Annotated in this window: 24 protein-coding genes; 6 read left to right on the top strand and 18 right to left on the bottom strand. The window is 38.5% G+C overall.

Features of this window, described 5'->3' with window-relative positions; translation table 11 throughout:
• Positions 1–271 precede the first annotated feature (271 nt).
• The 8 genes from ACYT32_RS05475 to ACYT32_RS05440 all read right to left on the bottom strand — a co-directional run bounded on the left by ACYT32_RS05475 (position 272) and on the right by ACYT32_RS05440 (position 8,426).
• Positions 272–562 carry a helix-turn-helix domain-containing protein gene (locus tag ACYT32_RS05475; protein WP_395264787.1) on the bottom strand — a complete coding sequence of 97 codons (291 nt, stop codon included), beginning with the start codon at positions 560–562 and terminating at the stop codon, positions 272–274.
• A gap of 188 nt (positions 563–750) precedes the next feature.
• Positions 751–1,851 carry a Glu/Leu/Phe/Val dehydrogenase dimerization domain-containing protein gene (locus tag ACYT32_RS05470; RefSeq protein WP_395264788.1) on the bottom strand — a complete coding sequence of 367 codons (1,101 nt, stop codon included), beginning with the start codon at positions 1,849–1,851 and terminating at the stop codon, positions 751–753.
• A gap of 17 nt (positions 1,852–1,868) precedes the next feature.
• Complete coding sequence (locus ACYT32_RS05465) at positions 1,869–3,080, bottom strand: dihydrolipoamide acetyltransferase family protein (protein ID WP_395264790.1); 1,212 nt, start codon at positions 3,078–3,080, stop codon at positions 1,869–1,871.
• Positions 3,081–3,091: 11 nt separating this feature from the next.
• Positions 3,092–4,078, bottom strand: a complete 987-nt coding sequence (locus ACYT32_RS05460; protein WP_395264791.1) for an alpha-ketoacid dehydrogenase subunit beta — start codon at positions 4,076–4,078, stop codon at positions 3,092–3,094.
• Positions 4,071–5,069: a thiamine pyrophosphate-dependent dehydrogenase E1 component subunit alpha gene (locus ACYT32_RS05455; protein WP_395264792.1), complete on the bottom strand. Its 999-nt coding sequence runs from the start codon at positions 5,067–5,069 to the stop codon at positions 4,071–4,073. The genes ACYT32_RS05460 and ACYT32_RS05455 overlap by 8 nt, the downstream gene beginning before the upstream one ends.
• A gap of 12 nt (positions 5,070–5,081) precedes the next feature.
• Complete coding sequence (gene lpdA / locus ACYT32_RS05450) at positions 5,082–6,500, bottom strand: dihydrolipoyl dehydrogenase (protein WP_395264793.1); 1,419 nt, start codon at positions 6,498–6,500, stop codon at positions 5,082–5,084.
• Positions 6,484–7,590, bottom strand: coding sequence for a butyrate kinase (gene buk, locus ACYT32_RS05445; protein ID WP_461793369.1), 1,107 nt, complete (start codon positions 7,588–7,590; stop codon positions 6,484–6,486). Before buk ends, lpdA begins: the two co-directional genes overlap by 17 nt.
• A gap of 14 nt (positions 7,591–7,604) precedes the next feature.
• On the bottom strand, positions 7,605–8,426 hold the full coding sequence (locus tag ACYT32_RS05440; RefSeq protein WP_395264795.1) for a phosphate acyltransferase: 822 nt from the start codon (positions 8,424–8,426) through the stop codon (positions 7,605–7,607).
• A 227-nt stretch (positions 8,427–8,653) separates the two neighbouring features.
• Here ACYT32_RS05440 and ACYT32_RS05435 point away from each other — a divergent pair, with 227 nt between their 5' ends.
• The gene (locus tag ACYT32_RS05435) at positions 8,654–10,057 is read left to right on the top strand and encodes an amino acid permease (protein ID WP_395264796.1); all 1,404 of its coding nucleotides are present in this window, start codon (positions 8,654–8,656) and stop codon (positions 10,055–10,057) included.
• Between the two features lie 505 nt (positions 10,058–10,562).
• Here ACYT32_RS05435 and ACYT32_RS05430 read toward each other — a convergent pair.
• A complete protein-coding gene (locus tag ACYT32_RS05430) occupies positions 10,563–11,432 on the bottom strand; it encodes a LysR family transcriptional regulator (protein WP_395264797.1) in 870 nt (289 codons plus the stop codon).
• 148 nt (positions 11,433–11,580) lie between these two features.
• On the opposite strand from ACYT32_RS05430, the gene ACYT32_RS05425 reads away from it, so the two are divergent.
• Together ACYT32_RS05425 and ACYT32_RS05420 are read left to right on the top strand one after the other, a co-directional pair.
• On the top strand, positions 11,581–13,203 hold the full coding sequence (locus ACYT32_RS05425; protein ID WP_395264798.1) for a malolactic enzyme: 1,623 nt from the start codon (positions 11,581–11,583) through the stop codon (positions 13,201–13,203).
• A gap of 34 nt (positions 13,204–13,237) precedes the next feature.
• Positions 13,238–14,206, top strand: coding sequence for an AEC family transporter (locus ACYT32_RS05420; RefSeq protein WP_395264799.1), 969 nt, complete (start codon positions 13,238–13,240; stop codon positions 14,204–14,206).
• A gap of 138 nt (positions 14,207–14,344) precedes the next feature.
• Here the strand turns inward: ACYT32_RS05420 and ACYT32_RS05415 are convergent, their stop codons facing one another.
• From ACYT32_RS05415 to ACYT32_RS05405, 3 genes are all read right to left on the bottom strand, one after another.
• Complete coding sequence (locus tag ACYT32_RS05415; protein ID WP_395264800.1) at positions 14,345–14,680, bottom strand: hypothetical protein; 336 nt, start codon at positions 14,678–14,680, stop codon at positions 14,345–14,347.
• A gap of 75 nt (positions 14,681–14,755) precedes the next feature.
• Positions 14,756–15,610 carry a fructosamine kinase family protein gene (locus tag ACYT32_RS05410; protein WP_395264801.1) on the bottom strand — a complete coding sequence of 285 codons (855 nt, stop codon included), beginning with the start codon at positions 15,608–15,610 and terminating at the stop codon, positions 14,756–14,758.
• A gap of 117 nt (positions 15,611–15,727) precedes the next feature.
• On the bottom strand, positions 15,728–16,867 hold the full coding sequence (locus tag ACYT32_RS05405) for a glycerate kinase family protein (protein ID WP_395264802.1): 1,140 nt from the start codon (positions 16,865–16,867) through the stop codon (positions 15,728–15,730).
• 360 nt (positions 16,868–17,227) lie between these two features.
• Between ACYT32_RS05405 and ACYT32_RS05400 the strand changes: the two genes are divergently transcribed.
• Together ACYT32_RS05400 and ACYT32_RS05395 are read left to right on the top strand one after the other, a co-directional pair.
• Positions 17,228–18,280 (top strand): CdaR family transcriptional regulator, encoded by a 1,053-nt coding sequence (locus tag ACYT32_RS05400; RefSeq protein WP_395264803.1) that lies wholly within the window; start codon positions 17,228–17,230, stop codon positions 18,278–18,280.
• A gap of 35 nt (positions 18,281–18,315) precedes the next feature.
• Complete coding sequence (locus tag ACYT32_RS05395) at positions 18,316–19,041, top strand: alpha/beta hydrolase (protein WP_395264804.1); 726 nt, start codon at positions 18,316–18,318, stop codon at positions 19,039–19,041.
• 105 nt (positions 19,042–19,146) lie between these two features.
• Here ACYT32_RS05395 and ACYT32_RS05390 read toward each other — a convergent pair whose 3' ends face one another.
• Entirely contained in the window at positions 19,147–20,352 is a 1,206-nt protein-coding gene (locus ACYT32_RS05390) for a NupC/NupG family nucleoside CNT transporter (RefSeq protein ID WP_395265031.1), read from the bottom strand.
• Between the two features lie 211 nt (positions 20,353–20,563).
• Between ACYT32_RS05390 and ACYT32_RS05385 the strand changes: the two genes are divergently transcribed.
• Positions 20,564–21,409 (top strand): aldo/keto reductase, encoded by an 846-nt coding sequence (locus ACYT32_RS05385; protein WP_395264805.1) that lies wholly within the window; start codon positions 20,564–20,566, stop codon positions 21,407–21,409.
• Between the two features lie 147 nt (positions 21,410–21,556).
• Here the strand turns inward: ACYT32_RS05385 and ACYT32_RS05380 are convergent, their stop codons facing one another.
• The 5 genes from ACYT32_RS05380 to ACYT32_RS05360 all read right to left on the bottom strand — a co-directional run bounded on the left by ACYT32_RS05380 (position 21,557) and on the right by ACYT32_RS05360 (position 26,512).
• Positions 21,557–22,333: a Cof-type HAD-IIB family hydrolase gene (locus ACYT32_RS05380; RefSeq protein WP_395264806.1), complete on the bottom strand. Its 777-nt coding sequence runs from the start codon at positions 22,331–22,333 to the stop codon at positions 21,557–21,559.
• Between the two features lie 72 nt (positions 22,334–22,405).
• Positions 22,406–23,128, bottom strand: a complete 723-nt coding sequence (locus ACYT32_RS05375) for a gamma-glutamyl-gamma-aminobutyrate hydrolase family protein (protein WP_395264807.1) — start codon at positions 23,126–23,128, stop codon at positions 22,406–22,408.
• A 91-nt stretch (positions 23,129–23,219) separates the two neighbouring features.
• On the bottom strand, positions 23,220–24,080 hold the full coding sequence (locus ACYT32_RS05370) for a PRD domain-containing protein (protein ID WP_395264808.1): 861 nt from the start codon (positions 24,078–24,080) through the stop codon (positions 23,220–23,222).
• A 143-nt stretch (positions 24,081–24,223) separates the two neighbouring features.
• The gene (locus ACYT32_RS05365; protein ID WP_395264809.1) at positions 24,224–25,576 is read right to left on the bottom strand and encodes an APC family permease; all 1,353 of its coding nucleotides are present in this window, start codon (positions 25,574–25,576) and stop codon (positions 24,224–24,226) included.
• 30 nt (positions 25,577–25,606) lie between these two features.
• Positions 25,607–26,512 (bottom strand): proline iminopeptidase-family hydrolase, encoded by a 906-nt coding sequence (locus ACYT32_RS05360; RefSeq protein WP_395264810.1) that lies wholly within the window; start codon positions 26,510–26,512, stop codon positions 25,607–25,609.
• Between the last annotated feature and the right edge of the window lie 2 nt (positions 26,513–26,514).

The raw sequence follows: 26,514 nt of genomic DNA, 5'->3' as shown, positions 1-26,514 counted from the left end.
GGTATGTATAGACCATTCTTTAATCAGGGAACAGCTTGAGAATAATTTTCCAACAGATTGGGTAGCGCTTACAAAAAAAGGCTTTGCTTAAAAATATTCAGCTATTATTGATCTAACAACATTTAATTTGTTTAACAATATTTCAAGCCTGACAGCGGGCAAAAAAAATAAACTCAAGTTGAGTCGTAATCTAACTCATCTTAAATTTATCGTCTGCATTTTCTGCTATCGACGATTGAAAGAAATCGTCAAACTTCCATTGTTTTTGCAACTAAATTAACCCTAGTCTCTTCTTAACTTCTAGCAATTGTGCTTCGAGTACCGGATCTTTTCGACTCAATACATCTAGGGCATTCGCCTGCTTTTGAACGTTTTTTTTGGTTGTTTTAGTTGATTTGACGCTCTTTTGGGTGGACACGGTTGAATTCTTTTGGTACTTTCTCACCCAAGCAGCTACTTGCTGATAAGAAATATCGTATTTTTCACCCGTAGCTTTGTAATCCTTTTGATGGTCGATTGCATACTTTGCTATTTCTTTTTGCTGTTTCTCATTGTACTTCATTCTAAAACTCCTAAATGACTTGTTACTGAAAATTATACCATAGAAAAACGGCGGATTATTGCTGTTAATCAGTTTTAACACACTTAAAATCAAATTTTGAAAGAGAAATAGCCGTATTTTTTTAACGATAACTAAAAAAACCTCTGATTCCATTCCAAATCAGAGGTAATTTTGTGTTAAATAATTTTTTAAACTAATTCAAAGATCGTATGTTTTTCAGTATGTAAGAAATTACCACGCACATTTAGAATCGCATTGATGCGATTTTCAGCTAAATGGTCGGCAGCTTCAGCAGTAGTGATATTTTCCTTCTTGGCGATATCAAAGACCTCACCAATTTGATTATATATCATCGAAACTTTTTCCAAAGCACGAGCTTTATTGTAACCTTTCAATTCGTCGGAAACATTGATTACGCCACCAGCATTGGCAATAAAATCAGGGGCATATAAGATGTTTCTGTCTTTCAACATTTGACCATGGCGTTTGACATCTAATAATTGATTATTCGAGCTACCACAGATGGCCTTAACTTTCAGACGGGCAATCGTATCATCGTTCAAGACGCCACCCAAAGCACATGGTGCAAAGATATCAGCTTTAACATCATAAATTTCATCTGGTTCAACCGCCTTAGCGTTATACTGGTGAACCAAATGATCGACTGCTGCTTGATTGATATCAGTGACAATCAGTTTAGCACCATCTTCATTAAGATACTTGGCTAAACCTGTGGCAACATTTCCGGCTCCTTGAATCGAAATGGTTCGATTTCTCAAGTCATCATCGCCAAAAATCTCTTTAGCAGTACGTTTGAGGGCATAGTAAACTCCTAAAGCCGTCACCGGACTTGGATTACCTGAAGCTCCTTTAGCATCAGTCGTACCAGTAACAAAATTTGTTTCCATATAAATTTGATTCATGTCTTGAGTCGTAGTTCCGACATCTTCAGCGGTGATATAACGGCCATTCAAACTTTCAATATAGCGGCCTAAAGCTCTAAACATTGCTTCACTTTTATCGGTTTTGGGATCACCGATAATGACAGTCTTTGCACCACCAAGGTTTAAACCAGCAGCTGCATTCTTATAAGTCATCCCTTTGGCCAATCTCAACGCATCGATCAGGGCTTCTTCTTCTGAAGCATAAGGCCACATACGGCATCCACCAAGGGCTGGACCGAGAGTAGTATCGTGAATAGCAATAATGGCTTTGAGGCCAGAAACATTATCTTGGCAAAAAACCACTTGTTCGTAATCGCTCTTAATCATTTCATCAAATAATTTCATTGTTACACTCCTTAGTATCAGTAAATGTTGGTCGTACTATCGATTGTTTCCAAATTAGTTTTGACTTCATTCAAAAATCTTCCTGCGGCTAGTCCATCTAAAATACGATGGTCGATCGTCAGACAGAGATTAACTACGTCACGAACGGCAATCGCTTCGTCAGGCATAACTTTGACTTCTTTTCTAATTGCCTCGACTTGTAAAATTGCGGCTTGCGGAGGATTAATAATTCCTTTTGATTCTCGCGAGCCAAAACTTCCCGTATTATTGACCGTGAAAGTTCCATCGGCCATATCCGCACTAGTGAGACTATTCGTCTTGACTTTATCAACTAGTCGATTAATTTCACTGGCAATGCCTGCCACGCTTAAATAATTAGAATTTTTGATTACTGGAACAAACAACGCTTCTTCAGTTGCCACCGCAATTGAGGTATTGATGGCATCGTGATAGACAATGGTTTCATCTTGCCAGCTGCTGTTTAATTTCGGATGATTCATCAGCGCTTGATTGACGGCCTTGACAAAGAATGGGAAAAATGACAACTTAAAACCATTTTGTTCGAAAAATGCTTGTTTTAAATTATGGCGCAGTTTAACTAAATTAGTCACGTCGACTTCGATCATTGTCCAAGCTTGAGGAATTTCAGTTACACTCTGAACCAGATTCTTGGCAATCGCTTTGCGCAAAGGACTGATAGTTACGATGTCGTCAGTATTAATTTCAGTCGTTGGCCGGTCAAGCACTGGTTTTTCTGCCACCACTGTTTCAACTGTCTGAGGAATTGATTCACTTGGCTGATAACTTAAAACATCTTTTCTGGTGATCCGACCGCCCGTACCAGTACCTTTAACTTCGTTCAAATCGATTCCTTGTTCGCCAGCGATTTTTAATACTGCTGGTGAAAAACGTAACCGATTATTTGTCTCAGTCTCTGCCGGTTTGACAGCAGGTGTCGAATCGGTCTGCGTTGGTTCAGTCTTTTTCGAGTCGGTCTCCAGAGTTAAAATATCGCTGCCAATCGAAACGACATCTCCTTCAGTGACAAGTAACGTTTGAACGATACCATCTTCACTGGCTGGAATCTCGGTGGTGACTTTATCTGACATAGCTTCTAAAAGTGGTTCATACTTCTTGACGACACTACCTGGTTGAACTAACCACTGACTGACAGTGGCCTCGGTAACGCTTTCACCTAAAGGGGGCATTTTTACCATTATTTCCGACATTGGATTCCCTCCTAAAATTCTGCCAATTCAGTCACGGCTTGGGTGACATCGGCTTGATTTACTAGAAAAGCATCTTCTAAATTCTTGGCGTACGGCATACTTGGCGAATCTGGTCCGGCTAAGATTTTGATTGGTGCGTCAAGTTCAAATAATGCTTCTTCGGCAATGAGAGCGGAAACATTATTCATGACGCTGCCCTCTTTAGTATCTTCCGTGATCAGCAAAACTTTTCCAGTTTTTTTAGCAGCTTGAATGATTGTTGTCTTGTCCAATGGATATAGACTAACTAAGTCAACTACTTCAACTGAGACACCTTGATTAGCTAGTTCTTCACTGGCAGCCAATGCGTACTGCATCATCATGCCATAAGCAAAGATAGTCAGATCAGATCCTTCACGAACAACTTTGGCTTTGTCCAAATCGACTGTATAATCAGTGGTTGGTAATTCAGCCTTCAAAGCTCGATAGAGTCGCTTGTGCTCGTAGAATAAAACTGGATCATCGCTTCTGATAGCTGCTTTCAACAAACCTTTTGCATCGTAGACGGTTGAAGGTGTCACCACTCTTAACCCAGGCTGACCGACAAAAATCTTTTCGGTAGATTGGGAATGATAAAAGCCGCCACGAACTCCACCACCATACGGAGTCCGAAAGACTACCGGTACGGTATAATCACCAGCTGTCCGATAACGCATCTTGGCCGCTTCCGACATAATTTGATTGACTGCGGGCAAAATGTAATCAGCAAACTGAAATTCGGCAATTGCCCGATGACCCATTATGCCTAAACCGACGGCCAATCCAGCAATTTCAGATTCTCCTAAAGGTGAATTGAAAACTCTGTGATCACCGAATTGTTCAGCTAATTCCTTGGTAGCACCAAAGACGCCACCTTTATCGCCACCAACATCCTCGCCAAAGATAACTGTCTTAGGATCTCGTGACATTTCTTCTTGTAAAGCTTGATTGATTGCTTCTAAATACGTAACCTCAGCCATTGTTCAATCCTCCCGCATAAACATGTGTTGATATTTGGTCAGCACTTGGATCTGGCATTGCTTCAGCAGCAGTCGTTGCTTGATCAATTTCTTGAATGATCTCCTGATCGATTGTTTCAAGCTCGGATTGCGTTAAAATATTTTCGGCTAGTAACTGACTTTCAAAACCTTTGATACAGTCATTTTCTTTCATCGTATCAATATCAGACTTTTCACGATAAACTCGTTGATCGTCATCAGAGGAATGAGCTGTCAAACGATCGACGGTGATTTCTATCAAACTAGCACCTTGACCCGTCCGAGCATTCTCAATTGCTTCTTTGAAGGCTAAATATGTGCTAGTAAAATCATGTCCATCAACTTTTTTACCGGGCATTCCATAACCAATTGCCCGAGTGCTGAGGTCATTGGTAGAAAATTCCTCATGATTAGGCGTTGAGATTGCATAGCCGTTATTTTCGATTACAAAGATAACAGGCAATTTCTTAATACCGGCAAAATTCAAGGCTTCATGGAAATCGCCTTCTGCAGTCGAGCCTTCACCAGTTGAAGTCAAAACAATCCCTGGTTTTTGATCGATCTGTAAAGCCAAACCTACTCCGGTTGCCAGAGGAAATTGAGTCGTAACAGTTGAACTAAAGGATATTACGTGGTGCTCTTTATCGCCATAATGATTCGGCATCTGACGACCGTGAGAAGCAGGATCGGCCTCTTTACCTAAAGAACCCATCACGATACTCTTGGCACTAGTTCCAAAAACCATAACTGCTGCCATATCACGATAGTACGGTAAAAAATAATCAATCTCAGGGTCAAAGGCCAAACTCATTGCCACTTGAGCCACTTCCGCCCCTTGACCGGAAATATTAAAAGTAGATTTACCAATTCGATTAAGCTGCCAGAGACGTTCATCTAAACGGCGAGCTTTCTTGATGATTCGATAAGCTGAAATAATTTCACTATTGGAAAGTTGACTTTGCTTTAAATCCATTGCTCTACTCCTTTACTTATTAATTGCCCTACCAAAAATATCGTTATTAGCTTCCATAATGGCTTCACTTTGAGTGGGATGCGGATGAATCGTTTGACCGATTTCTTCTGGAGTGGCATTCAAATATAACGCCAAACTAGCTTCACTGATCATATCTGTGGCGTGCCCACCAACAATCGTCAAACCGATAAAGTCCTCGGTCATTTTGTCGCCAAAAGCTTCGACATAGCCAACGTCAAATTTTTCAATCATCGCTTTTCCATTGGCCTGCCAATCAAAACGACCTTGTAAAGCTTCCTGGGTGGAAATCGTTGTACCATCTGTCCGTCCAACGCTTGCAATCTCAGGATAAGTGTAAATACCTCGGGGAACATTTTGATAATCGAGTTTTTCAATCACTTGTCCAGCGATGTGTTCAACCGCTAATTCGGCTTCCTTAGCTGCCACATGAGCTAGCTGCAAAGTATTGATCACATCACCAATTGCATAAATATTGTCCAGATTAGTTTGATAATAATCATTCACGATGATCCCCTGCTGATCAAATTCAATTCCGGCAGCTTCTAAGCCAATATTTTCAACATTGGGGCGCCGACCGACCGCTACTAAAACTTTCTGGGCGGTGACATCAAAAAATTGATCCTCAGTTTTGGCAACGATTTTTAAATTTTCTCCGTCCAAATTGATTTCTTCGACTGAAGTACTCAAATCGACTTTGACACCACGTTTAGTCAATTCTGCTTGTAAAATTTTGGCTGCTTGGGAACTCTCACTAGCGATCAACTGATCTTGAAACTCAACTAATTCAACTTTGACACCTAAATCAGTCAACAACGAGGCCCACTCGACGCCAATCACTCCACCACCGATGATGACAATTGAGTCCGGCAATTCATTTAATTCCAAAACATCATTGGAACTGAGAATTCTTTCGCCATCGATCTCTAAGTTAGACAAGCTGCTTGGCCTCGAACCAGTCGCAATCAAAACATTCTTTGGTGTCAAAATCACTTCATCGTCACCATTATTAGGTTTAATCATCACTGAGCCTGCTTTAGGTGTGAAAATCGAAGTGCCCAAAACACTGGCTTGACCTGCAAAATAATCAATCTGATTCTTCTTGATCAGAAAAGCGACACCTGAACGAAGTTTCTCGACAATTTGGTCTTTGCGACGCTTGATTGAGGAAAAATCAACGCCAAATTCACCCGAATTAGTAATACCAAAGTTGTCAGCTTGTTTTACTTCTCTAAAGACTTCGGCTGATTTCAAATAAGCTTTGGTGGGAATACAGCCTCGGTTGAGACAAGTTCCACCTAAAAGGTCAGCTTCAACTAAGGCAACTTTTAACCCTAATTGACTGGCTCTAATGGCGCCACTATAACCGCCAACTCCACCACCGATCACCACCAAGTCATATGGATCTGCCATTTGCAAGTTCCTCCGCTTCTTTGACATAATTTTTTGGCTGCTCAATTTGTTGTAAAACTCTTTGAGCCCCTAAGTTTAAAGCTTGCATTTCCATCTGTCCGGGGATAACGGTCACAGGAGCAATCCAGTCCACCCTTTGCGTAAGCGCTTTCACTAACCGCCCAGAACGAGCCATCCCACCGGTCAAAACAATTAGATCAACTTGACCCATTAAAACTGTCGCTTGCTTGCCAATTTCTTTAGCAATCTGATAGACCATGCCATCAAAAATCAACCGCGAGTACTCATCGCCTTGATCGATTTCTTTTTCAATCGTCTTCAGATCATCGGTACCAAGGTATGATTTCAAACCACCTTCGTGAGTAATCAGTTTGACCACTTCGGACTTTTTTGGAGCTTGGTCATAAATATAATCGACTAAAGAGATGGCACTGACTGAACCTGTCCGATTCGGCGAATATGTTCCATCGCCATCGAGTCCGTTATTGACATCGACCACTCGACCTAACTTATGTGCCCCAACAGAAATACCGCCACCCATATGTGCCACGATCAGATTCGCATTCTCATAAGATTTACCAATTTGCTTTAGGGCTTGTCTGGCAACGGCTTTTTGATTCAATGCATGAAAGACACTCCGTCGATCCCAGTCTTTATAACCTGACAAGTAGGCCACAGGATCAAATTCATCAACGACGACCGGATCGACGACAAAGGCTGGACGCTGATACATTTCGCCAAAATAATCTGCAATAATTGCTCCCAAATTGGCCGCATGAATTCCGAAAAGCCCTTTAGTCAGATCAGAAATCATCTGTGTGTCAATCGTATAAGTACCTCCCGGGATTGCTCGCATCAGACCGCCTCGGCCAACGAAAGCATCGATACTTTGAAAGTCAAAATCATGCTTATTCATAAAATCAACAATACTTTTAATTCGAAAATCCTTTTGGTCCATCAAATCTACAAAATGCGCCAGATCAGCGGGTAAATAATTGATTTCCTGCTGGGCCAAAAGATGGGTATCTTCAAAAATAGCGATTTTGGTGGAAGTCGAGCCCGGGTTAATAACCAATGTTCGATAATTCATCATTTCACCTACTTTTAAATAACGTTAAACGCAAACTCTAACGAGGCCCGTTTATTTTCTAATTTGTCACCTCGTGAAGTTAACACGATCGGTACTTTTGCACCGACAATCAAACCACCAACTTGAGTCTTGGTAAAAAGTGTCAGTGACTTATATAACACATTGCCAACATCAAGATTGGGCACGACTAAAATATCCGCATCCCCGACAATGGGTCCGGTAAACTTTTTTTCGTGAGCAATTTTTGAAGAAAGAGCTAAATCAAATGAAATAGGTCCAAAAACGTCGGACTCTATCGGATAACTCTGATAGTGCTGGGTCAATTCCCGACCCCAGACTGATGATGGCATCTTGGGATTAAAGTTTTCCGCGGCACTCAACAGCGCAGTTTTCGGATGGTCAATCCCGAGATCATGTGCAACCGAAACGGCATTCTCAATGATGGCTAACGACTGCTCAAAATTAGGTTCGATGTTCATCGCCGCATCAGTCAGTAGAATCAGGCGGCTGATTTCCGGAATGTGTAAGATGGATACGTGCGATAACACAGGACTTTGGACCAACTCTTGCTTGTGTTGTAAAACAGCCTTTAACAAGGTGTGCGTCTGGATCAAACCTTTGAAAAGAATATCCGCACCTTGCAAAATATCGCTAACGGCCAAAGCTGCAATCTCATCATCATCTGAAGCTTTGATGACATTGACATTTTGACCAAAAACTCGATTGGGGATTTCAACCGTGAACAAGTCGAATTGGATCTCTTCGTTAAAAGAATCGATCATTTCATAAATCTTCTCTCCACCACCAGCAATCGCAACAACGGTCTTATTTTGCATCGTTACCTCCTATACCATTTGTGTGGAAAAAATTGGTTATGACAAAGTACACTCTACGGCACCATGATTATAACCGTTGTAATCGGTTTCAACAATTTATTTGCTCAATTTGTATAAACATATTTATTGACTTTTTGTAAATAGACCATTTATACTTTTCCTGGTTATGATAAAAGTCTTTCTCATGCGGCGATACCTCAAAACTTCCTACTGATGGAGGATACAATATGGAATCGACCCGTTTGTTAAAGAAAAAAGAATTTGAAATTGAATCAATCAACGAGTCACAGCTTAGTCGAAATCTTTCCGCTTGGGGATTAACAGCTATGGGTGTAGGAGCAATCGTCGGAGCTGGGATTTTTATTACTCCTGGAATCATCGCTGCTAATTATGCTGGTCCGGGGGCCATGTTCTCCTATATCTTGTCAGCTGCAGTCTGCGCCTTAGCTGCACTTTGTTACGCTGAATTTGCTTCGACCATCCCCTTGGCTGGGAGTGCTTATACGTACGTCTATACCGTCTTTGGTGAAATCGTCGCTTGGGTGATCGGTTGGGCATTAGTATCAGAGTACTTGTTTGCCGTCTCATCAGTGGCCGTCAGTTGGTCAGCTTATTTCCAAAATCTCTTAGCAGGTTTTGGGATAAAATTACCCGAATTTCTGTCAGCGTCACTAGGTACACCGGGTACCAAAGGTGGCATTAATTTAATTGCCGGAATCATTACTTTAATTATCGGTTTTATTTTGTCCAAGGGAACTAAAGAGTCAACTACCTTAAACACGATTTTGGTCGGCGTAAAAATTGCCGTGATCGTACTCTTCATCGCTGTAGCAATCTTTTATGTTAAACCAGCTAACTACAATCCAATGTTTCCTTTTGGCTTTAAAGGAGTATTGGCTGGTTCAGCAATCGCCTTTTACGCTTATATTGGTTTTGACGCCGTTTCAACAGCTTCAGAAGAAGTCAAAAAACCACAACGGGATATGCCAATTGGAATCGTGTCATCACTCATGATTGCTTCGGTTCTCTATGCCGCTGTGGCTGCTGTTTTAGTAGGTGTGGAACATTACACGAAGTTAAACGTTGCTGATCCAGTAGCCTATGTTTTGCAATTAATGAATCAAAACTGGGTCGCAGCTATCGTCTCCATTGGCGCAGTTGCCGGGATGACAACCGTACTTTTGGTAATGTCGTATGGTGGTACTCGTTTGATTTTTGCAATCAGCCGTGATGGCCTCTTACCCAAGAAACTTTCACAAGTTAATCAAAAAACGAAAGTACCAGTTTTTAATACTTATATTTTTGCAATCGTTGCTAGTTTAGTGGCGATGTTAGTTCCACTTGAAAAAATCACTGAATTAGTAAATATTGGAACCCTCTTTGCTTTCTCAGCAGTTTCATTAGGAGTAATCTTCTTACGCCGATTGAAGAATTACGACCAAATGCCAGTTGGTTTCAAAGTACCGTTCTTCCCAATCATTCCGATAGTTTCATTCATCATGTGTATCGTTTTAATGACCCAGTTGCAAGCATTCACTTGGATGGTCTTTGCCATTTGGTTTACGCTTGGCCTGATCATTTACTTTACATACAGTTTGCACCACAGTAAATTACACAAAAAGAAACTTTAAATTGTAACTAAAAGAGCCCCTACACAAAAGTGTAGAGGCTCTTATTTTTGTCTAAAAAAATGGTAGCTCAGGGAGGAACTACCATCAAACCAGTAATAGCTAAACTAATAACTATTATTATCATGAAATTCTCAAGAAGGTGTACTACGCAATAAGCAACCCTTCGATTAGTATAATACCATATTTTCAAATAAATATTGGCTAATATTTAAATTAGACATATTTTTATAAGTAAAGAAAAAAAGGTTGAAACCGTTTAACACAGCTTCCAACCTATAAAATGAGCGTTTTTTTTGAACTATCCCACAGATATCCACTCATTTTTATTTTAGAAAGTGATAATAACATAATAAAAATACAATTTATGGCCAAATATTGATGAGATATTTTTGCCATAGATAATACTTATCACCAAAATTCTCCGCCAATAAAAATCGGCAAATATATTGTAACGTGAATGGACTATACCTGTATACCTCGTTTTTTTTATATAAAAAATTATTATTTAAATATTTTTAAAAATATGCATTAATTCTGCCAATCTTTGGTTCCCAACCATACTGTGTCGGTAAACAAATAATAAGTAGAAAGAAGGTAACTTCAAATCAGGAATAGTTATCTCTTGAAGCCCTTTGATGCCTTCAATCGCTGTTTCTGTAACAAAACTGATTCCCTTATCAGCTTGAACCAAACTCAACATTAACTTGTAATCTGACGTTTGAAACATCGTATGCGGTGCCACATTGTAGTGCTCGATCAACTTTTGCAAAACAACATTATGAACTGAACCTTCATCCAAGGAAATAAAATCTTCCGCAAATAATTTTTGAATCGAATCAATTTTTGAAACATCACGTTGATCTGAGGCGATAAACTTAAAATGATGTTCTTGAATCAATTGATATTCAAGCTGTTCTTCTTGCGGCATAACCGTTGTTCCTAATAAAGACACATCCAAAGCGCCCTTTTTTAATTTCGATAATAGTTCCGCCGAACCATCACTGACTTGAACGATACTATCCAAGAGATCAGCATCTTTTAAGCGATCAAATACTTTGGGAATCAAATAGTTAGTAATTATCGGTGGCCAACCCATGACGATTTTGTCCCGTTTGATCCGCGAGATATCCTCATCGATCAAGTGCTCTTCCAACAAGATCCGCTCGATATGGCGTAAGACTTGCTGCCCGGCATAGGTCAGTTTTAAAGAGTTGGCATAGCTCTTTCGTTCGACAAGTGCCATCCCATAAGTGTCTTCCAAGCGTTTTAGGGCATATGTGATAGTCGGCTGGCTGACGCCAAAGAAAGTGGCAGTCTCAGAAAAGTTCTTTAATTCTGACAGTTTTTGAAAGTATTGATAATCTTTTAAATTCATTAGCTTCACCTATAAATATTATTTATTAATGATAACATATTTGACTATATTTTTTATAAGGGTTTATGATACATCACGAAAGTTAATTAACAGGCATTGGAATATTCCAATGTTGAACTAGATTCAATAAATTTAGGAGGAATTTTTTATGACATATGAAGGTTTAGATTTACTAAATAATCATTTTTTGAATAAAGGTACTGCCTTTACCAAAGAAGAACGTAAAGAAAATCACCTTGAAGGTCTTTTGCCACCATTCGTACAAACATTGGACCAACAAGTTGAACAAGCTTACGAAAACTATTCTAACAAGGATACTTTCTTAGCTAAGAGAATGTATTTAATGGACTTATTCAACGAAAACGTAACTTTGTTCTACAAGCTTTTCAGTGAACATGTTAACGAATTTATGCCCGTCGTTTATGATCCAACTATCGCTGACACGATTGAAAATTACAGCCACTTGTTCTTAGACCCACAAAATGCGGCTTACCTATCAATTGATGATCAAGATGATATCGAAGCAACTTTAAAGAACGCTTCTAAAGGTCGCAACATCAAGTTGATCGTTGTAACTGACGGTGAAGGTATTCTTGGTATCGGTGATTGGGGTGTCCAAGGTGTCGATATTTCAGTTGGTAAATTGATGGTTTATACTGCTGCTGCCGGCGTTGATCCTAAATCAGTTCTACCAGTTGTCTTGGATGTTGGTACTAACAGAAAAGAATTGCTTGCCGATGATCTTTATATGGGTAATCATCACGAACGTGTTACTGGCGACAAGTATTACAACTTCGTTGATAAGTTCGTTGAAACAGCTGAAAACTTGTTCCCAGATATGTATTTGCACTTTGAAGACTTTGGTAGAAGCAATGCTGCTAATATCTTGAACAAGTACAAAGACCAAATTTTAACATTCAATGACGATATTCAAGGTACAGGTATCATCACTTTGGCTGGTATCTTAGGTGCTTTGAACATTTCTAAAGAAAAATTAACTGATCAAGTTTACCTATCATTTGGTGCTGGTACTGCTGGTGCAGGTATTACTAAACGAATCTTCGATGCAATGGTTGAAGAAGGCCTTTCTGAAGATGAAGCTAGAAAACACTTCTATCTCGTTGATAAACAAGGACTCCTATTCGATGATACTGAGGATTTAACACCAGAACAAAAACCATTTACTAGAAAACGTAGTGAATTTGCTAATGCTGATGAACTTACAAACCTCGAAGCTGTTGTGAAGGCTGTTCATCCAACAATTTTGGTTGGTACTTCAACTCAACCTGGTACATTTACTGAATCAATCATCAAAGAAATGGCGGCTCACACTGACCGTCCAATCATCTTCCCACTTTCAAATCCTACAAAACTTGCCGAAGCAAAAGCTGAAGATCTTTTGAAATGGACTGATGGTAAAGCTTTGATTGCTACAGGTATTCCAGTTGAACCAGTTGAATATAATGGTGTTACTTACCATATCGGTCAAGCTAACAACGCTTTGGTTTATCCAGGTCTAGGTCTTGGTTCAATGGCTGTTAATGCTAAGATTCTTTCAGATGGTATGATTAACAAAGCTGCCCACTCATTAGGTGGAATCGTCGATCCAGAACAACCAGGTGCTGCTGTCCTTCCTCCAGTTTCTAAACTAGATGAATTCAGTATGACTGTTGCTGTTGGTGTTGCTCAACAAGCTATCGATGAAAAATTAACTGATGCTACTGACGCTAAGAAAGCCGTTGCTGACATCAAATGGGAACCTAAATATTAATTAAAATTTTTGTCAAATAAAGGGGTACATAATTATGGCTGCATTTATCACTTCATTGGAAAGTGTTGCTGAAATCGTTCTTGTCATCGCCTTGGGGTATTGGTTACGTGGCTCTGGCCGTTTAGGTGACGAGTTCAAAGGAAACATTTCATTCATTATTATGAAAATTGCTTTACCTGCTTCAATCTTTGTTTCAGTTTTGAAGTATTTGAACCGGGACAAATTAGCTAGTCTATCCGGTGGTTTGATTTTCACCTTTGCCAGTTTTACGATTGGCTACATCATCGCTTGGATTTTAACTAAAGTCTTCAAAATTAGAAAAGGTCGTCGTGGTACTTTCATTAACATGTTTGTTAACGCAAATACGATCTTCATTGGTTTACCTTTAAACATGGCTCTATTCGGAACTAAGAGTTTACCTTACTTCCTTATCTACTATGTTATGAACACAATCTCAACTTGGGCTGTTGGTATCTTCTTCATCTCCAATGATGATCCAACTGTTCAAAAAGGTGCTAAGAAAGAAAAATTCAATTGGAAGAAATTGCTTCCCGCACCATTAGTTGGTTTCTTGGTTTCACTTGTCTTCCTATTGTTGGCTATTCCAGTTCCAGAATGGATCAACAAGACCTTAGACATGGTCGGTGGTATCGTTACTCCAATGTCTTTGATCTACATCGGTATTATTTTAGCTGATGCTGGTTTGAAATCAATCAAGTTTGACCGTGACACAATCATTGCCCTACTTGGTAGATTTGTAATTGCTCCTGCAATCATGATCAGTATCATCTTGATTGGTGGTTCAATGATGGGTTCATCACTACCAACTATCGAATCAAACTCATTCATCATTCAATCAGCTGCTCCTGGATTAGCTGTCTTGCCAATCTTAGTTGATCAAGCACACGGTGACGTCGACTATGCTACTAACTTAGTTACTACTTCAACCGTTCTCTTCGTTATCGTTGTACCAATCTTGATGCAAATTGCCAATTTGATTTAATTCATTCACACATTCAAAGGAAAATTTGATCCTCCTCCAAAATAAATATTTCAAAAATAATACCCTCTGATTCAAATCCGAATCAGAGGGTATTATTTTGAATTGATATTCTTATATTTAGATGAATCTACGCTCTAATTAGACTTGTTTAGGTTCAATCAAAGCAATCAGACGATTGATCAAAGTAATGATTCGTTGAGTATCGGCCTCAATATCACTGCTTTGACGACTGCTGACCATTGTATGATTGACTTGCAATAAACCGACTGAATCAGTTTGATCATTGAACTGAGCAATTGGTAAATCCACTTGATGATCATACATCGGAACTTTTCCAGCCGAGACACTGACAATTTTAGTATCTTCGGGCATGCTAAGAATGTAGCTTTTGATTCGTTTGAGACTAAATTGATCTTGATAAAAACCATAGATAACGTTCAATTCATCTACAATAAATTTAATTTCATTATTCATCTGTTTCTATCACCTCGTATAAATATATCTATCTTAAGTATCCCGCAAATGCCATTAAAATGACAAGACTTGATTTCAGAATTCATCGATACTTTGTTGCAAGGCGCTCTCAAAGCTGGTGCCATAGGTTTCTCCAAAAAGATTCAGATGAGCGAGTAGATAATATGTCTGATACCAAGACATCCTTTTTTGCCAATCTTTTTTCAGTGGATAAACACTGTTATAGCCTTTATAAAAATCTTCTGTGAAACCACCGAATAACAAAGTCATCGCCAGATCCATTTCACGATCTCCATAAAACACATCTGGGTCAAATAAAATTGGCTGATGGTTACTTAGAAAACCGACATTGCCATTCCACAAGTCGCCATGCAACAAACTGGGCTCCACTAGATGATCCTGATAATAAGACTTCACCAAGCTTTCAAACTTGTGAATCAAATTATCACGATAATCATTCCAGTAAACTTTTTGTTTAACTTGGTCGACCAAAACCTTTATTCGCTGATCAATAAAGAAGTCGCCCCAATTGTCTTGCCAAGTATTGATTTTAGGATTCTTAGCGTTTAATACGCTGTGATCTAATCCAAACTGAGGACCCGTCTGTAGATGCATCTTTGCAACCATTTTTCCAAGTTCAAATTGTGACCCTGTACCGAATTCTAAATAATTGAGCACTAGATAACCGTTACCTTGAAAACTGCCCGCCTTAATTACCTTGGGGGCATTGATTACGTCTCCTAACAAATCTAACCCAGCTTTTTCATGCTCAAAAAAACTGGCATCATTATGCGGTTGAACTTTCAAAAAGTAGTTGCCACTTGTGGTCATAACTTCAAAAGCTTGATTAATATCGCCACCACGAACAGGCTTTATTTGTCGGATCGCACCTAAATTGAGTTCTTTACTCCAATTATCGTCAAGAATCATCGTGTCATCCCTTTCATTCTCACAATATCGTAACAAAAAAAACTGATTAACTTAAATGATTCAGCTTAATGACAAAACAAAAACCCAGTACCTAACTATTGGTCAGATACTGAGTCTCTATTTTAGTTTTTTAATTAAGCGACCGATATTTTCGGCGACTTGTTGTAAATTTGGGTCAGTTCTTTGAATGGCGGTAGGTAAATCTTGAACTCCCGGAACACAGGAGAAAATAGCATCAATTCCCAATGGATATAACTCAGAAATTTTTTCACCAATTGAACCAGCAACAGCAATGACCGGAGTCTTTGGACTGACGGACTTAGTAGCTTGGGCTACCCCAAAAGGTGTTTTTCCAAACTTAGTCTGAAAATCGATCTGACCTTCACCAGTTACGACTAGGTCAGCATCCTTAACTTTGTCTTTTAAATCAGTATAATCAATCACGATGTCAACGCCGGAACGAATTTGAGAGTTGGTAAAGGCTAATAAACCAGCCCCTAATCCGCCCGCAGCACCAGCACCGGAAACGTTTTTTACATCTTGGTTCAAATCTCGTTTTAAAACATCTGCATAGTGCGATAAAGCTGCATCAAGAAACTCAACCATATCAGGATTAGCGCCCTTTTGCGGTCCAAATACGTGGCTGGAACCATTAGGACCGGTCAAAGGATTAGTAACATCTGAGGCAATGATCACCTTGACTTGCGCTAATTCTGGCATCATTTCTGAAGTATCAATTCGATTCAGCTTCTCTAACATCGCACCACCATATTGTAACTCCTGACCATGACTATTCAATAAATGTGCTCCCAACGCTTGAGCCATACCAGCACCACCATCGTTCGTAGCTGAACCGCCCAGACCGATAATGATTGTTTGAGCACCGTGCTCAATGGCTGATTTAATTAACTGGCCTGTTCCAAAAGTGGTGGTAATATATGGATTTTGCGTAAATTTATTGATATATTGTATACCGCTGGCTTCTGCCATTTCGATCACAGCAACTTGACCATCATTGATCAGACCATATTGTGCTTTGGTCAGATGGCCTAGGGGATTGACTACCTCTTCAGTCACGAAGCGACCGTTCTTAGCATCAACTAGTGACTGAACTGTACCTTCGCCTCCATCAGCCATAGGTACTTTGATATATTCAGCTTCGGGAAAGACTTTGATAAAACCATTCTGCAAAGCTTGGGCAACTTCTTTAGCTGTCAGAGAATTCTTAAAAGAGTCCGGAGCTAAAAAAATTTTCATCTTTATTTCACCTCTAAAACAAATTTCCAACTATTCGACTTGAATTACTAGTATAAAAGCATAATGTTGTGCACATGACTCGAATATTCAATAACTGGTCAAAGACTCAATTCAACTCAACCATTATCTAGCAATCATAAATCACTTATATCATAGACCGAAAGACTAAATGACACAATGTGCAACTGCACAAATCTGTTCAGCAAACACGACTTTCAAAGTTGCAGGCTATTTTTACCGGAAATATTCCAAAAGTATAATATTAATGTTTTTATATTGTAATATTTTAACTATTTAAAGTAAAACATTGTAGAATAGTCATGTGGTATAGAGCAAATACTAAAAAAAAGGAAAATGCATATGAAATTAGATCCTGCCTTAGCTCAAGCCATCGTTGACAAAATGATGGAAAACGTTCCTTATAACATCAACATGATGAACGAGAAAGGCTATATTATAGCCAGCGGTGACAAGGAACGTCTCAACACTTTACATATTGGTGCAATTGACACTATCAAGAGCGGCAAAACTAAACCAATGGTTCAATCATATGGTATTTATGGCAAACCTGGCGTCAATATTCCGATTGAATTCAAGGGTGAAACTATCGGTGTAATTGGCATAACTGGAAATCCTCAAGAAGTCACTCCTTTAGCGTCATTGCTTAAAATATCAACCGAATTGTTGATTTCGCAATTGAATAATACTCAGATTGAAAATCAACACAAGGAATCATTGAATCACTTCCTATTTCAATGGATTGAAGCAGATGATGTCCAAAAAGATGATGAATTAAGATTACGGGCCAACACGCTAGGAATCGACCTGACTCTGCCCCGCTTCGCAATTATTATCAGTACCGAAAAGATCGATTCATTAACGGTTAAAGCTGGCGATTATCATTTTGAGAAATCTTCACATAACCAGTTGTTGATTACCAAAAGTGAGGAAAACGTCCAATTATACTTAGATTATGCCAAAAAGAATAATTTACAAATTGGTATCAGTAATAAGATGAATAATCTCAAAACCGCTGTTAAACAAGCTACCGACACCATCACAGTCAGTTCAGAGTTGAATATGAAAGATGTCTTCTACTTTAAGCAGATTAAGTTCTTGAATCATCTGTTAGAATGCAATTTACATTCAAATCGTATCTTAGAAGTCTTTAAAGGCTTATATAAAACCCGTGCTGGTCAAGAATTGCTATTAACGCTTGATTCATATTTCAAGCACAACGGTCAAGTCACCGATACTTCCAAAGATCTAAATGTCCATCGCAACACGACTAATTATCGGCTCAACAAACTGTCCGAATACTTCAGTCTTGATTTACATGATTTAAACGACACCTTGCAACTTTACATCAACTACTTATATTTTCAAAAATATCTCTACAATCGTCGCAAATAACGCTTTTTCCAAATTAATTTTATGAGGTTGTTATTATGGTACTAATGAATTTAAGCTATCGAACGAATTATTTGCATACTTATTTCAAAACCACTGTTGTCATTCCCGACACCAATCAAGACCATTACACCACTGTGTGGCTACTACATGGCTATACAGGTGACGATTCTAGCTGGATCAGGCATGTCAATATTGAAAAATTAGCTCGACAACATAATTGGGCTATTATTATGCCTGAAGCTCGAAACGCTTTTTATACTGATTCCGATTTCATTCCTTATTATTCATACTTCATCGATGAATTTATTCCTAAGATGCAACATCTTTTACCAATTTCTACTGATCGAAGTGAGAATTATCTTGTCGGTTCAAGTATGGGTGGCTACGGTGCCCTTAAAATTGGATTCTTAAACGATGACAAATTTAGCAAAATTGCGGCATTGTCCCCCATCACAGACATTGAACATTTTCGTGATAATCCCAAGTCACCAATGGCTAAGACTACCTTTGACAGTATTTTTGACAGTCCGCAAAAGATTGCTCAAAATCAGTTAACAAATATCTTCAACAATCTTCAGCCCAAACAAGAGCTTCTTACTCTCTGTGGCGATGAGGATTTTATGCACGAGGACAATATTATGTTTAAAAACTTTCTCTCGATCCATGCTAAAGGTCGATACACTTGGATGCCTGTCAGTGGTGATCATTCTTGGGATACTTGGAGTAAAAATATCGGCAAGGTTTTCACTTGGTTAGAGTAAATCACTATTCAGATTGACAATTAAAAAAATACTCTTTGATTCTGCACTAGAATCAAAGAGTATCTTTTTGTGAGTGGAATTAATTTCATCCACCTGATGATTTTTTTACCAAACAAACAATCCAACAAATGCGGCTGACAAGAGTGATACCAAGATACCAGACAATAACATGTAACCAACATTCTTAGAAATAATGTCGTTCTTTTCTTTATCAACGATTCCCTTGAAACAACCAATAATCATACCTAGAGTTGAGAAGTTAGCAAAGGATGTTACAAAGACTGTTAAGACAGCCTTGAAGTGAGGATCAAAGCTCTTAATAATTCCTGTTACACGCCCCATAACAACGAATTCGTTTGTAACTAACTTTGTTCCCATATATTGAGCCATTTGGAAAGAATCATGCCCATTCAAACCTAGTAACCAAGCGAATGGATACATGATAATTCCTAAGATGTGTTCCAAAGTTAGCCATGGGTTAACTAATTGAAGAACTTTATCGATCAAAGCAGCTAAAGCAACGAATGCAATAACATTAGCTGTAATGATCAAAATCAAACGACCAGCGCCTAAGATTGAATCGCCCAAGAATGAGAAGAATGGCTCTTTTTTGCCGCCTTCACCTTGACCACTCAATTTGGCAATCGTATCTTCTTCTGGTGTAACTGTGACTGGGTTTAATAAACTTGTCACAATAATAGAGTTAATGATGTTGATCGGAATTGCAGTTAAAATAAATCGACCTGGCATCATTTGAATGTATGCCCCAATAATTGAAGCTGTAACACAACTCATTGACATCATCGCCAATGTTACGTTACGTTGAGCTTTCATCTGTTTCAATTGTAAACTGGAAACAGCTAAAGCTTCAGTATTGCCAAGAAACATCATTTCTACGGCAAAGAAAGATTCAAATTTTGGTTGACCAGTAATAAATGATAAACCTTTACCGATCCATTTAATAATAAATGGTAATACACCGATATAAGTTAAAATATCAAACAATGGTACGATCAAAAGAATTGGTAACAATGCACTTGTAACAAAGTCCATACTTTTGACATTGACCCAACTTGGCAAAGCAAATTTGATTCCGACATATGCGACTTGGACTAACCAATTAAAGCCGTCCGCAGCACCAGAAACAATTGCTCGACCAGCATCGAAACCAGTCAAGAACCAAGCCAAAAACAAGTTCAGAACAACCATGATAGCAATCGATTTCCATTGAATCTTTGAACGATCCTTAGAAAAAAGGAAACCAATCGCTAAGAATGCGAAAACACCTATGATATTAACTAATAAGTACATACCCATACATACTTAACCCCTTTTTTTATTTGAAGCTCTTGTGTTCGTTAATTCTTTCACTTCATTTTAAATACTACCTTCGTGCTAAACGTTTGTAAATAATTTTTTACAAACAGTCCACACTAAAATCGTCTTCATTTTAAAAATAATAGGTAAGCTATATAATAGTAATGTTATCGTTTACAAATATTGATCAAAGAGAGGTATTAACTTGAAATCAATCACATTTAACCATCAAAACACCTCTGCCATTGGGATTGGAACATGGCATATTGGTGACGGCAGTGCGCAAAGAACGGAATCAGAAATGGCCGCAATGAGATATGGTCTGGATCACGGAATCAATTTGATCGACACCGCTGAGATGTATGGCGAAGGACGATCGGAAACTCTGGTGGGAAAAGTTCTCAAGGACTACCAGCGCCAAGACTTGCAACTGATTTCCAAATTCTATCCTTTTCACGCTACTCCTAAATTGATTGAGCAGAGTTTGAAGGCTAGCTTGAAACGTCTCCAAACCGATTATCTTGATCTTTATTTGTTACATTGGCGTGGCAATACTCCACTTTCAGAAACCGTTGAAGGCTTAGAACGGATGGTTCAAGCTGGATTGATTCGTAATTGGGGTGTCTCTAACTTTGATCGCCATGACTTAGAGGAATTAATCAGTATTGACCATGGTGACAATTGTCGCATCAACGAAGACCTTTACAATATCGGCAGCCGTGGGGTCGAATACTCAATCCTTCCTTGGCAAAAAGAACATCAGATGTCATTTGTTGGTTACTCTCCTTTTGGTTCTGATGACAGCGAGTATTTACAGATCAAACCGGTGCTTTCTGAAATGGCACACCAAAAACGAGTAACAGTTCATCAATTGTTATTAGCTTGGGTCTTGAGAAATCACGATTTGTTGAGTATCCCTAAAACGGGGTCAGTCGAACATATGCAAAGTAACCTTGCGGCAGTTGATCTGACTTTTAGCGATGACGAATTAGAATTACTTGATCAAGCCTATCCAGCACCTAAACATGAAGAACAGCTTGATACAATTTAAACAATTAGTTAGTGACGATTTATCACTAAGCTTCCAAATTTAACCTAAAAAATGAGGCTAGACATAACAATTTTACCTTCAATATTGCAGCATTAATAAATAGAGCGGTAACTCAAAATCGAGTTACCGCTCTTATTTTTTAATTATTTAAATTGAGTCAGTTGCTGGGATAATATTTTGTTCAAGAGCAATTGCGACCCCATCATGATCGTTATCTGGCACTGTTTGAGAAGCAACAGCCTTTACTTCACTTGTCGCATTGCCCATCGCCACACTGAGACCAGCAATTTTTAACATTGGTAAGTCGTTATCCATATCGCCAATCGCCATGACTTGTGAGAGATTTAACCCTAAATGCTTCACCAAATGTTCTAGCGCAGTCCCTTTGTTGACATCCTTCGCCATTAATTGCATTTCAGTATCGCTAGTCTGAACCACGTAGAACTTATCATCATACGTCGCATGAGCTAATTTTTTCAACTCTGCCAATTTATGCTTACGGGTCTTTAGAAGGACTTTTACAACGCCTAGTTTTGTATCAAGCATGTATTTTTCAATCCAGTCCTGATAGCCGTCATAAAGCGTCCCTTCATTATCGATCAGGCTAAATTTTACCTTCCGTTCCGATAAAAAGTCAGAAATTTTTTCACAATCTTCATTTCTTAATTTTTTAGAATAGATGACTTCACCAGCATAGTTTTGAATAATATTGCCACCGAGATAGATCAAATATTGATCCTTACCGCTTAAGCCAATCTGTTTAGCGTAGTCGATCAAACCGTTAAAAGGCCGAGCAGAACATAGCACCACTTTAATGCCCTTTTTGAGAGTATCTTTCAATGCTTGAAGATTCTTGGCCGAAATCTTACTGTGACTATTCAAAAGCGTGCCATCCATGTCAATTGCAACTAATTGATAATCCATACTTATGTCTCCCTTGTATCAATTCTCAGGAATATTGTAACGTAACCTACGGCAATTGTTACCAATAAGCAGCTAAATGGCTTCAATTCTAGCGACAAAATTCTTAAACAAAGTTCTTTGCTCATCATACTTAGGCCACATATTTTCCGGATGCCATTGAACACCTTGAATACTTGCATCAAAGTTTTCAACCCCCTCGATTACTCCATCTGGAGCGGTGGCAACGACTTTTAAGCCTTCGGCTACATCTTTGATTGCTTGATGATGTCTCGAATTGACGAAAACATTATCGCCAATCGTCTTGAACAGCTTCGAATCTCGATCGACAGCCACAAAATGAGTCGGTTGATCCCCAGGTGCATCTTGTTTGTGCTTAAGAACTTTCCCAGGAAATTGACTATTGAGATCCTGATAAACACTACCACCAAGTGAAACATTGATCATCTGCATCCCCCGACAGATTCCTAAAATGGGGATCTTCTTGGCCACAGCCGTTCGAATCAAAGCAATTTCAAAAATATCTCGATCTCGATTCGTTGCGCCTAATTGAGGAATTGGCTCCTCCCCCATAAAAGTTGGATCAATGTCCGGACCACCAGGAACGATCACTCCATCTAAATGAGTTAACAGACCATTGATCTGCTCTTTTGGTACATAAGGCAGACCCACCGGTATTCCTCCTGCATAGATTACAGCATCGACCAGTGGTCGGGGAACAAAGTCCATTAATATTTGATTTATTTTTTTAGTTTCCCCTGTAAAAATATCAGCCGAAATTCCAATTACTTTATTCATAGACAGACCAGCTTTCCAAAAAAATCATTTCATGAATATTTTACTAACATTATTAAATAATTTTTAATTTAAGTCCAGTATTAAATATTTTTTAATTCTTTTGGTTTAAGCCGTCTTCTTGAGTGATCCGTTGAATATGAATGACGAAATACAACATTTCCTTACTGTTTAATCGGACACCTCGCTGTTCAAAAATAGCATTGGATATTTGTTTAGCAATATCGGCAGAGCCAGGATAGTTTCGTTCCATCTCCAGTGCAAACCGGTGGTCAAACGCCCCATCAGCCGACATATTGTCTAACCTTTGTTCCAAATATTGCAGATGAATCATGAACCGATCGTAATAATTACTGTTGCTGCGTGTACGGAAGATATTATTTTTTATGAGAATTTTTTTAATTAAACTGCCAAAATCAATTTTGGCAGTTGGTCGGCTCAACTTGCTTTCGCCTGTATCTTTGGCATTAATAAAATGTAAGGCAATATTCTTAATTTCCGAATCTGGCAATTGTATTTTAAGATTTCGATTGATGATATCAAGACCCTTACTGGCAATTAAATACTCATCCAAGTATTGGTCGCTCATATCAGGAATCTTACTGGCTTGATAATCACCACTCCGATATCTTTGGTAAGCACCATAAATATGATCACTCAAGGTAATATATATATAATCCAAGGCGTGATAGTTCAACTTCTTTTTAGCATAATCGACAATTTCATAAGTTGTGGTGACGACATCGATTGGAATATCTTTTAATAAAAAATAAAGGTTCTTCTGCGAATCGGCTGTGTCCAAATAAAAAATCTTCTCTATTTGATCACTGTCGAGCTTAGAACCTTTTGATTTATTAAAAGCAATTCCCTTACCTTTGACAATCGCTTGTTGGTGGTCGCCCAAATCAACCACCGCCGTATTATTATTAAAAACCTGCTTTATAATTAATCGCATACTATCCCCCTATGCTTTTAATTATAAATTAACTTTAATTATTTGCCTTTAATCCAAAGCAAATTTTTCAATCGCTAAACCAACACCACTATGATTGTTGTCGGCGGTCAAAAATCCTTTTTCCCCAAAAAATATGTCTTTTCTTACATATCAATATCAACATTTTTCCTTGTCATTCTCATAATACCGTAATAGATAGCTCCAATAACTAGCCAAGCAAGTCCAATTTCTTTAGCTAACGGATCCAATCCAATCATCACAAATAGAACAATCAAGAATCCAATAATCGGTACAATTAGATGACGCAGATAATCGTGAGAATGATGTTTTATCAAATAATAGTTGATAACAGAAACATGAATTACTAAGAAAGCTGTTAGAGCACCACAATTAACAATTTCAGACAAAATATTACTATGATCCATGAATAATAAACCCACAACCAAAGAAACTAATGAGACTATAAGCGTACTAACATATGGAGTTTTAAATTTAGGATGTACCTTTGCTAAAATTCTAGGTAAATTATTATCTCGAGACATCCCAAAAAGAATTCTCGAGATGGCGGCCTGAGCTGCCAGAGCATTGGCAAAACCCCATGATAAGATCGTGGCAATTGTAGTGATATCCATCAGTGGTTTACCACCGACTTTTTCAGCAACCTCGTAAAAAGCAGTGTCTAAATCTGTGAATGAGTGCCAATCAGGAACAATCAGTGCCGCTAAATACGTTTGGACAATGAACAAAACTCCAACTAAAATTAGCGCCCACATAATACCTTTACCAACCGTTTTATTGCCACCTTTTGTTTCCTCAGCCAACGTACTGATACCATCAAAACCTAGGAAACTCAAAACAGCTACTGAAGTTGCAGTCATGACAAAATGGATATTAAAATTGGCTTTCTCATAAAATGGTTTCAAAGTGAATCCATCTCCTACCCCATGGGTAATTCCATAGAGAGCCATCCCAATAAATAGTGCCAAAACCAATAACTCACCAACTAGAAAGATCATATTAGTAATTGACGTAAATTCAATACCTACAACATTAATTACTGTATTGATCACGATAAACATCACCAACCAAATCCAAGTTGGCACTCCTGGTAAAAGTGACTTCAATGAATTAGCTGAGATCACATACAGCAATGACGGAACAAAAATATAATCGAGAATAATCATCCAGCCGGATAGAAAACCAACTGTCTTGTTGATTCCCCTTTGAGCATATGCATAAACTGATCCTGCGATTGGAAAAGCCTGTGCCATTTGACCATAGCTTAAAGCCGTAAAAAACATTGCGATGATTCCAATCAAATAAGTTAATGCAATCATACCCTTGGATTCAGAAATGACCGAACCGTAAATTCCCATCGGTGCAATTGGCACCATAAAAATCAATCCATAAATGACTAAATCCTTTAACGTCAGCGTTCGCTTTAATTCTTGTTTATAGCCAAAATTTGAAAGATCAGTATTCTTATTCACTTCCATAATATCATCGCCTAATTACTAAATTTTTATTTATTCAAATTTATTTACTCGAACATCATTAAAAAAATTTTTCAAATTCGTAAAGAATACACCAGGATTATCAATCATTTGATTGTGTCCTGCATCCGGGGTCACAACCAAACGTGAATTAGGAATATCCTTAGCCATTTGTTCAGCCGTACTCAATGGCATTGTTTCGTGATCAGCAAATGATAGTAATGTCGGGATTTTAAATTTTTTAATATTTTCTGAATAGTCCCAATCACCAAGATCACCAACGACAACAAACTCATTATCACCCTGAAAATGGTTGTAAACATTCTTAGCTTGAATATCGATTAAATGGGATTTCCTCTCCGGTTGACGACGATTGACATATTCATGATACAAATGAGTAATATATGTTTGATACTGTTTGTTTTCCCACTCACCGCGACGTTCAATTTCTTCCATAAACTTATTGATTGCGGGAGAGAATTCTTTATAACGAATTTCCTTCATGTGAGTTAAATAATCAGGAATATTGTCAATCATACTGATGATAATCAATCCTTTTAAGTGTTCCTGATAAGAATTGGCATACATCATCGAAAGCATTCCACCCCAGGAATGACCTGCTAAGAAGAATTTATCATATCCCAACTGCTTTCTAACTTCCTCCACTTCACCGAGGTAATATTCTTCATTCATGTACTTTTTAAAAATTTCCGGATCATCCCAATTTGGAGTATCCGAATACCAAGAGCCTAATTGATCGTATATGGTAACTTCAATATCAAGATCCTTTAATTCCTGGCCAAAGCGTTCAAAAACTTCATGTGTGTCACCAGGGCCACCATGTAGGCAAAGCAACTTATCTTTTCCACCAAGATTGAAGGTATGACTCCAAAGATGGTAGCCATTTTTCAATGTCAAAATTCGCGTAATGTTTTTCATAA

This window comes from Companilactobacillus sp. FL22-3, from assembly GCF_054881455.1.
The sequence above is the reverse complement of the archived record's forward strand: the minus strand, read 5'-3'. Positions and strand labels throughout refer to the sequence as shown.

Excerpts from the sequence above, each read along its gene's own strand:
- ACYT32_RS05365 (WP_395264809.1), bottom strand. The coding sequence starts at position 25,576 with ATGGAAGTGAATAAGAATACTGATCTTTCAAATTTTGGCTATAAACAA.
- ACYT32_RS05415 (WP_395264800.1), bottom strand. The coding sequence starts at position 14,680 with ATGAATAATGAAATTAAATTTATTGTAGATGAATTGAACGTTATCTAT.
- ACYT32_RS05370 (WP_395264808.1), bottom strand. The coding sequence starts at position 24,080 with ATGCGATTAATTATAAAGCAGGTTTTTAATAATAATACGGCGGTGGTT.
- ACYT32_RS05465 (WP_395264790.1), bottom strand. The coding sequence starts at position 3,080 with ATGTCGGAAATAATGGTAAAAATGCCCCCTTTAGGTGAAAGCGTTACC.
- ACYT32_RS05410 (WP_395264801.1), bottom strand. The coding sequence starts at position 15,610 with ATGATTCTTGACGATAATTGGAGTAAAGAACTCAATTTAGGTGCGATC.
- ACYT32_RS05390 (WP_395265031.1), bottom strand. The coding sequence starts at position 20,352 with ATGTACTTATTAGTTAATATCATAGGTGTTTTCGCATTCTTAGCGATT.
- ACYT32_RS05455 (WP_395264792.1), bottom strand. The coding sequence starts at position 5,069 with ATGGATTTAAAGCAAAGTCAACTTTCCAATAGTGAAATTATTTCAGCT.
- ACYT32_RS05405 (WP_395264802.1), bottom strand. The coding sequence starts at position 16,867 with ATGAAAATTTTTTTAGCTCCGGACTCTTTTAAGAATTCTCTGACAGCT.
- ACYT32_RS05380 (WP_395264806.1), bottom strand. The coding sequence starts at position 22,333 with ATGGATTATCAATTAGTTGCAATTGACATGGATGGCACGCTTTTGAAT.
- ACYT32_RS05470 (WP_395264788.1), bottom strand. The coding sequence starts at position 1,851 with ATGAAATTATTTGATGAAATGATTAAGAGCGATTACGAACAAGTGGTT.
- ACYT32_RS05360 (WP_395264810.1), bottom strand. The coding sequence starts at position 26,512 with ATGAAAAACATTACGCGAATTTTGACATTGAAAAATGGCTACCATCTT.
- ACYT32_RS05435 (WP_395264796.1), top strand. The coding sequence starts at position 8,654 with ATGGAATCGACCCGTTTGTTAAAGAAAAAAGAATTTGAAATTGAATCA.
- buk (WP_461793369.1), bottom strand. The coding sequence starts at position 7,590 with ATGAATTATCGAACATTGGTTATTAACCCGGGCTCGACTTCCACCAAA.
- ACYT32_RS05400 (WP_395264803.1), top strand. The coding sequence starts at position 17,228 with ATGAAATTAGATCCTGCCTTAGCTCAAGCCATCGTTGACAAAATGATG.
- ACYT32_RS05395 (WP_395264804.1), top strand. The coding sequence starts at position 18,316 with ATGGTACTAATGAATTTAAGCTATCGAACGAATTATTTGCATACTTAT.
- ACYT32_RS05475 (WP_395264787.1), bottom strand. The coding sequence starts at position 562 with ATGAAGTACAATGAGAAACAGCAAAAAGAAATAGCAAAGTATGCAATC.
- ACYT32_RS05430 (WP_395264797.1), bottom strand. The coding sequence starts at position 11,432 with ATGAATTTAAAAGATTATCAATACTTTCAAAAACTGTCAGAATTAAAG.
- ACYT32_RS05425 (WP_395264798.1), top strand. The coding sequence starts at position 11,581 with ATGACATATGAAGGTTTAGATTTACTAAATAATCATTTTTTGAATAAA.
- ACYT32_RS05460 (WP_395264791.1), bottom strand. The coding sequence starts at position 4,078 with ATGGCTGAGGTTACGTATTTAGAAGCAATCAATCAAGCTTTACAAGAA.
- ACYT32_RS05375 (WP_395264807.1), bottom strand. The coding sequence starts at position 23,128 with ATGAATAAAGTAATTGGAATTTCGGCTGATATTTTTACAGGGGAAACT.
- ACYT32_RS05420 (WP_395264799.1), top strand. The coding sequence starts at position 13,238 with ATGGCTGCATTTATCACTTCATTGGAAAGTGTTGCTGAAATCGTTCTT.
- ACYT32_RS05440 (WP_395264795.1), bottom strand. The coding sequence starts at position 8,426 with ATGCAAAATAAGACCGTTGTTGCGATTGCTGGTGGTGGAGAGAAGATT.
- lpdA (WP_395264793.1), bottom strand. The coding sequence starts at position 6,500 with ATGGCAGATCCATATGACTTGGTGGTGATCGGTGGTGGAGTTGGCGGT.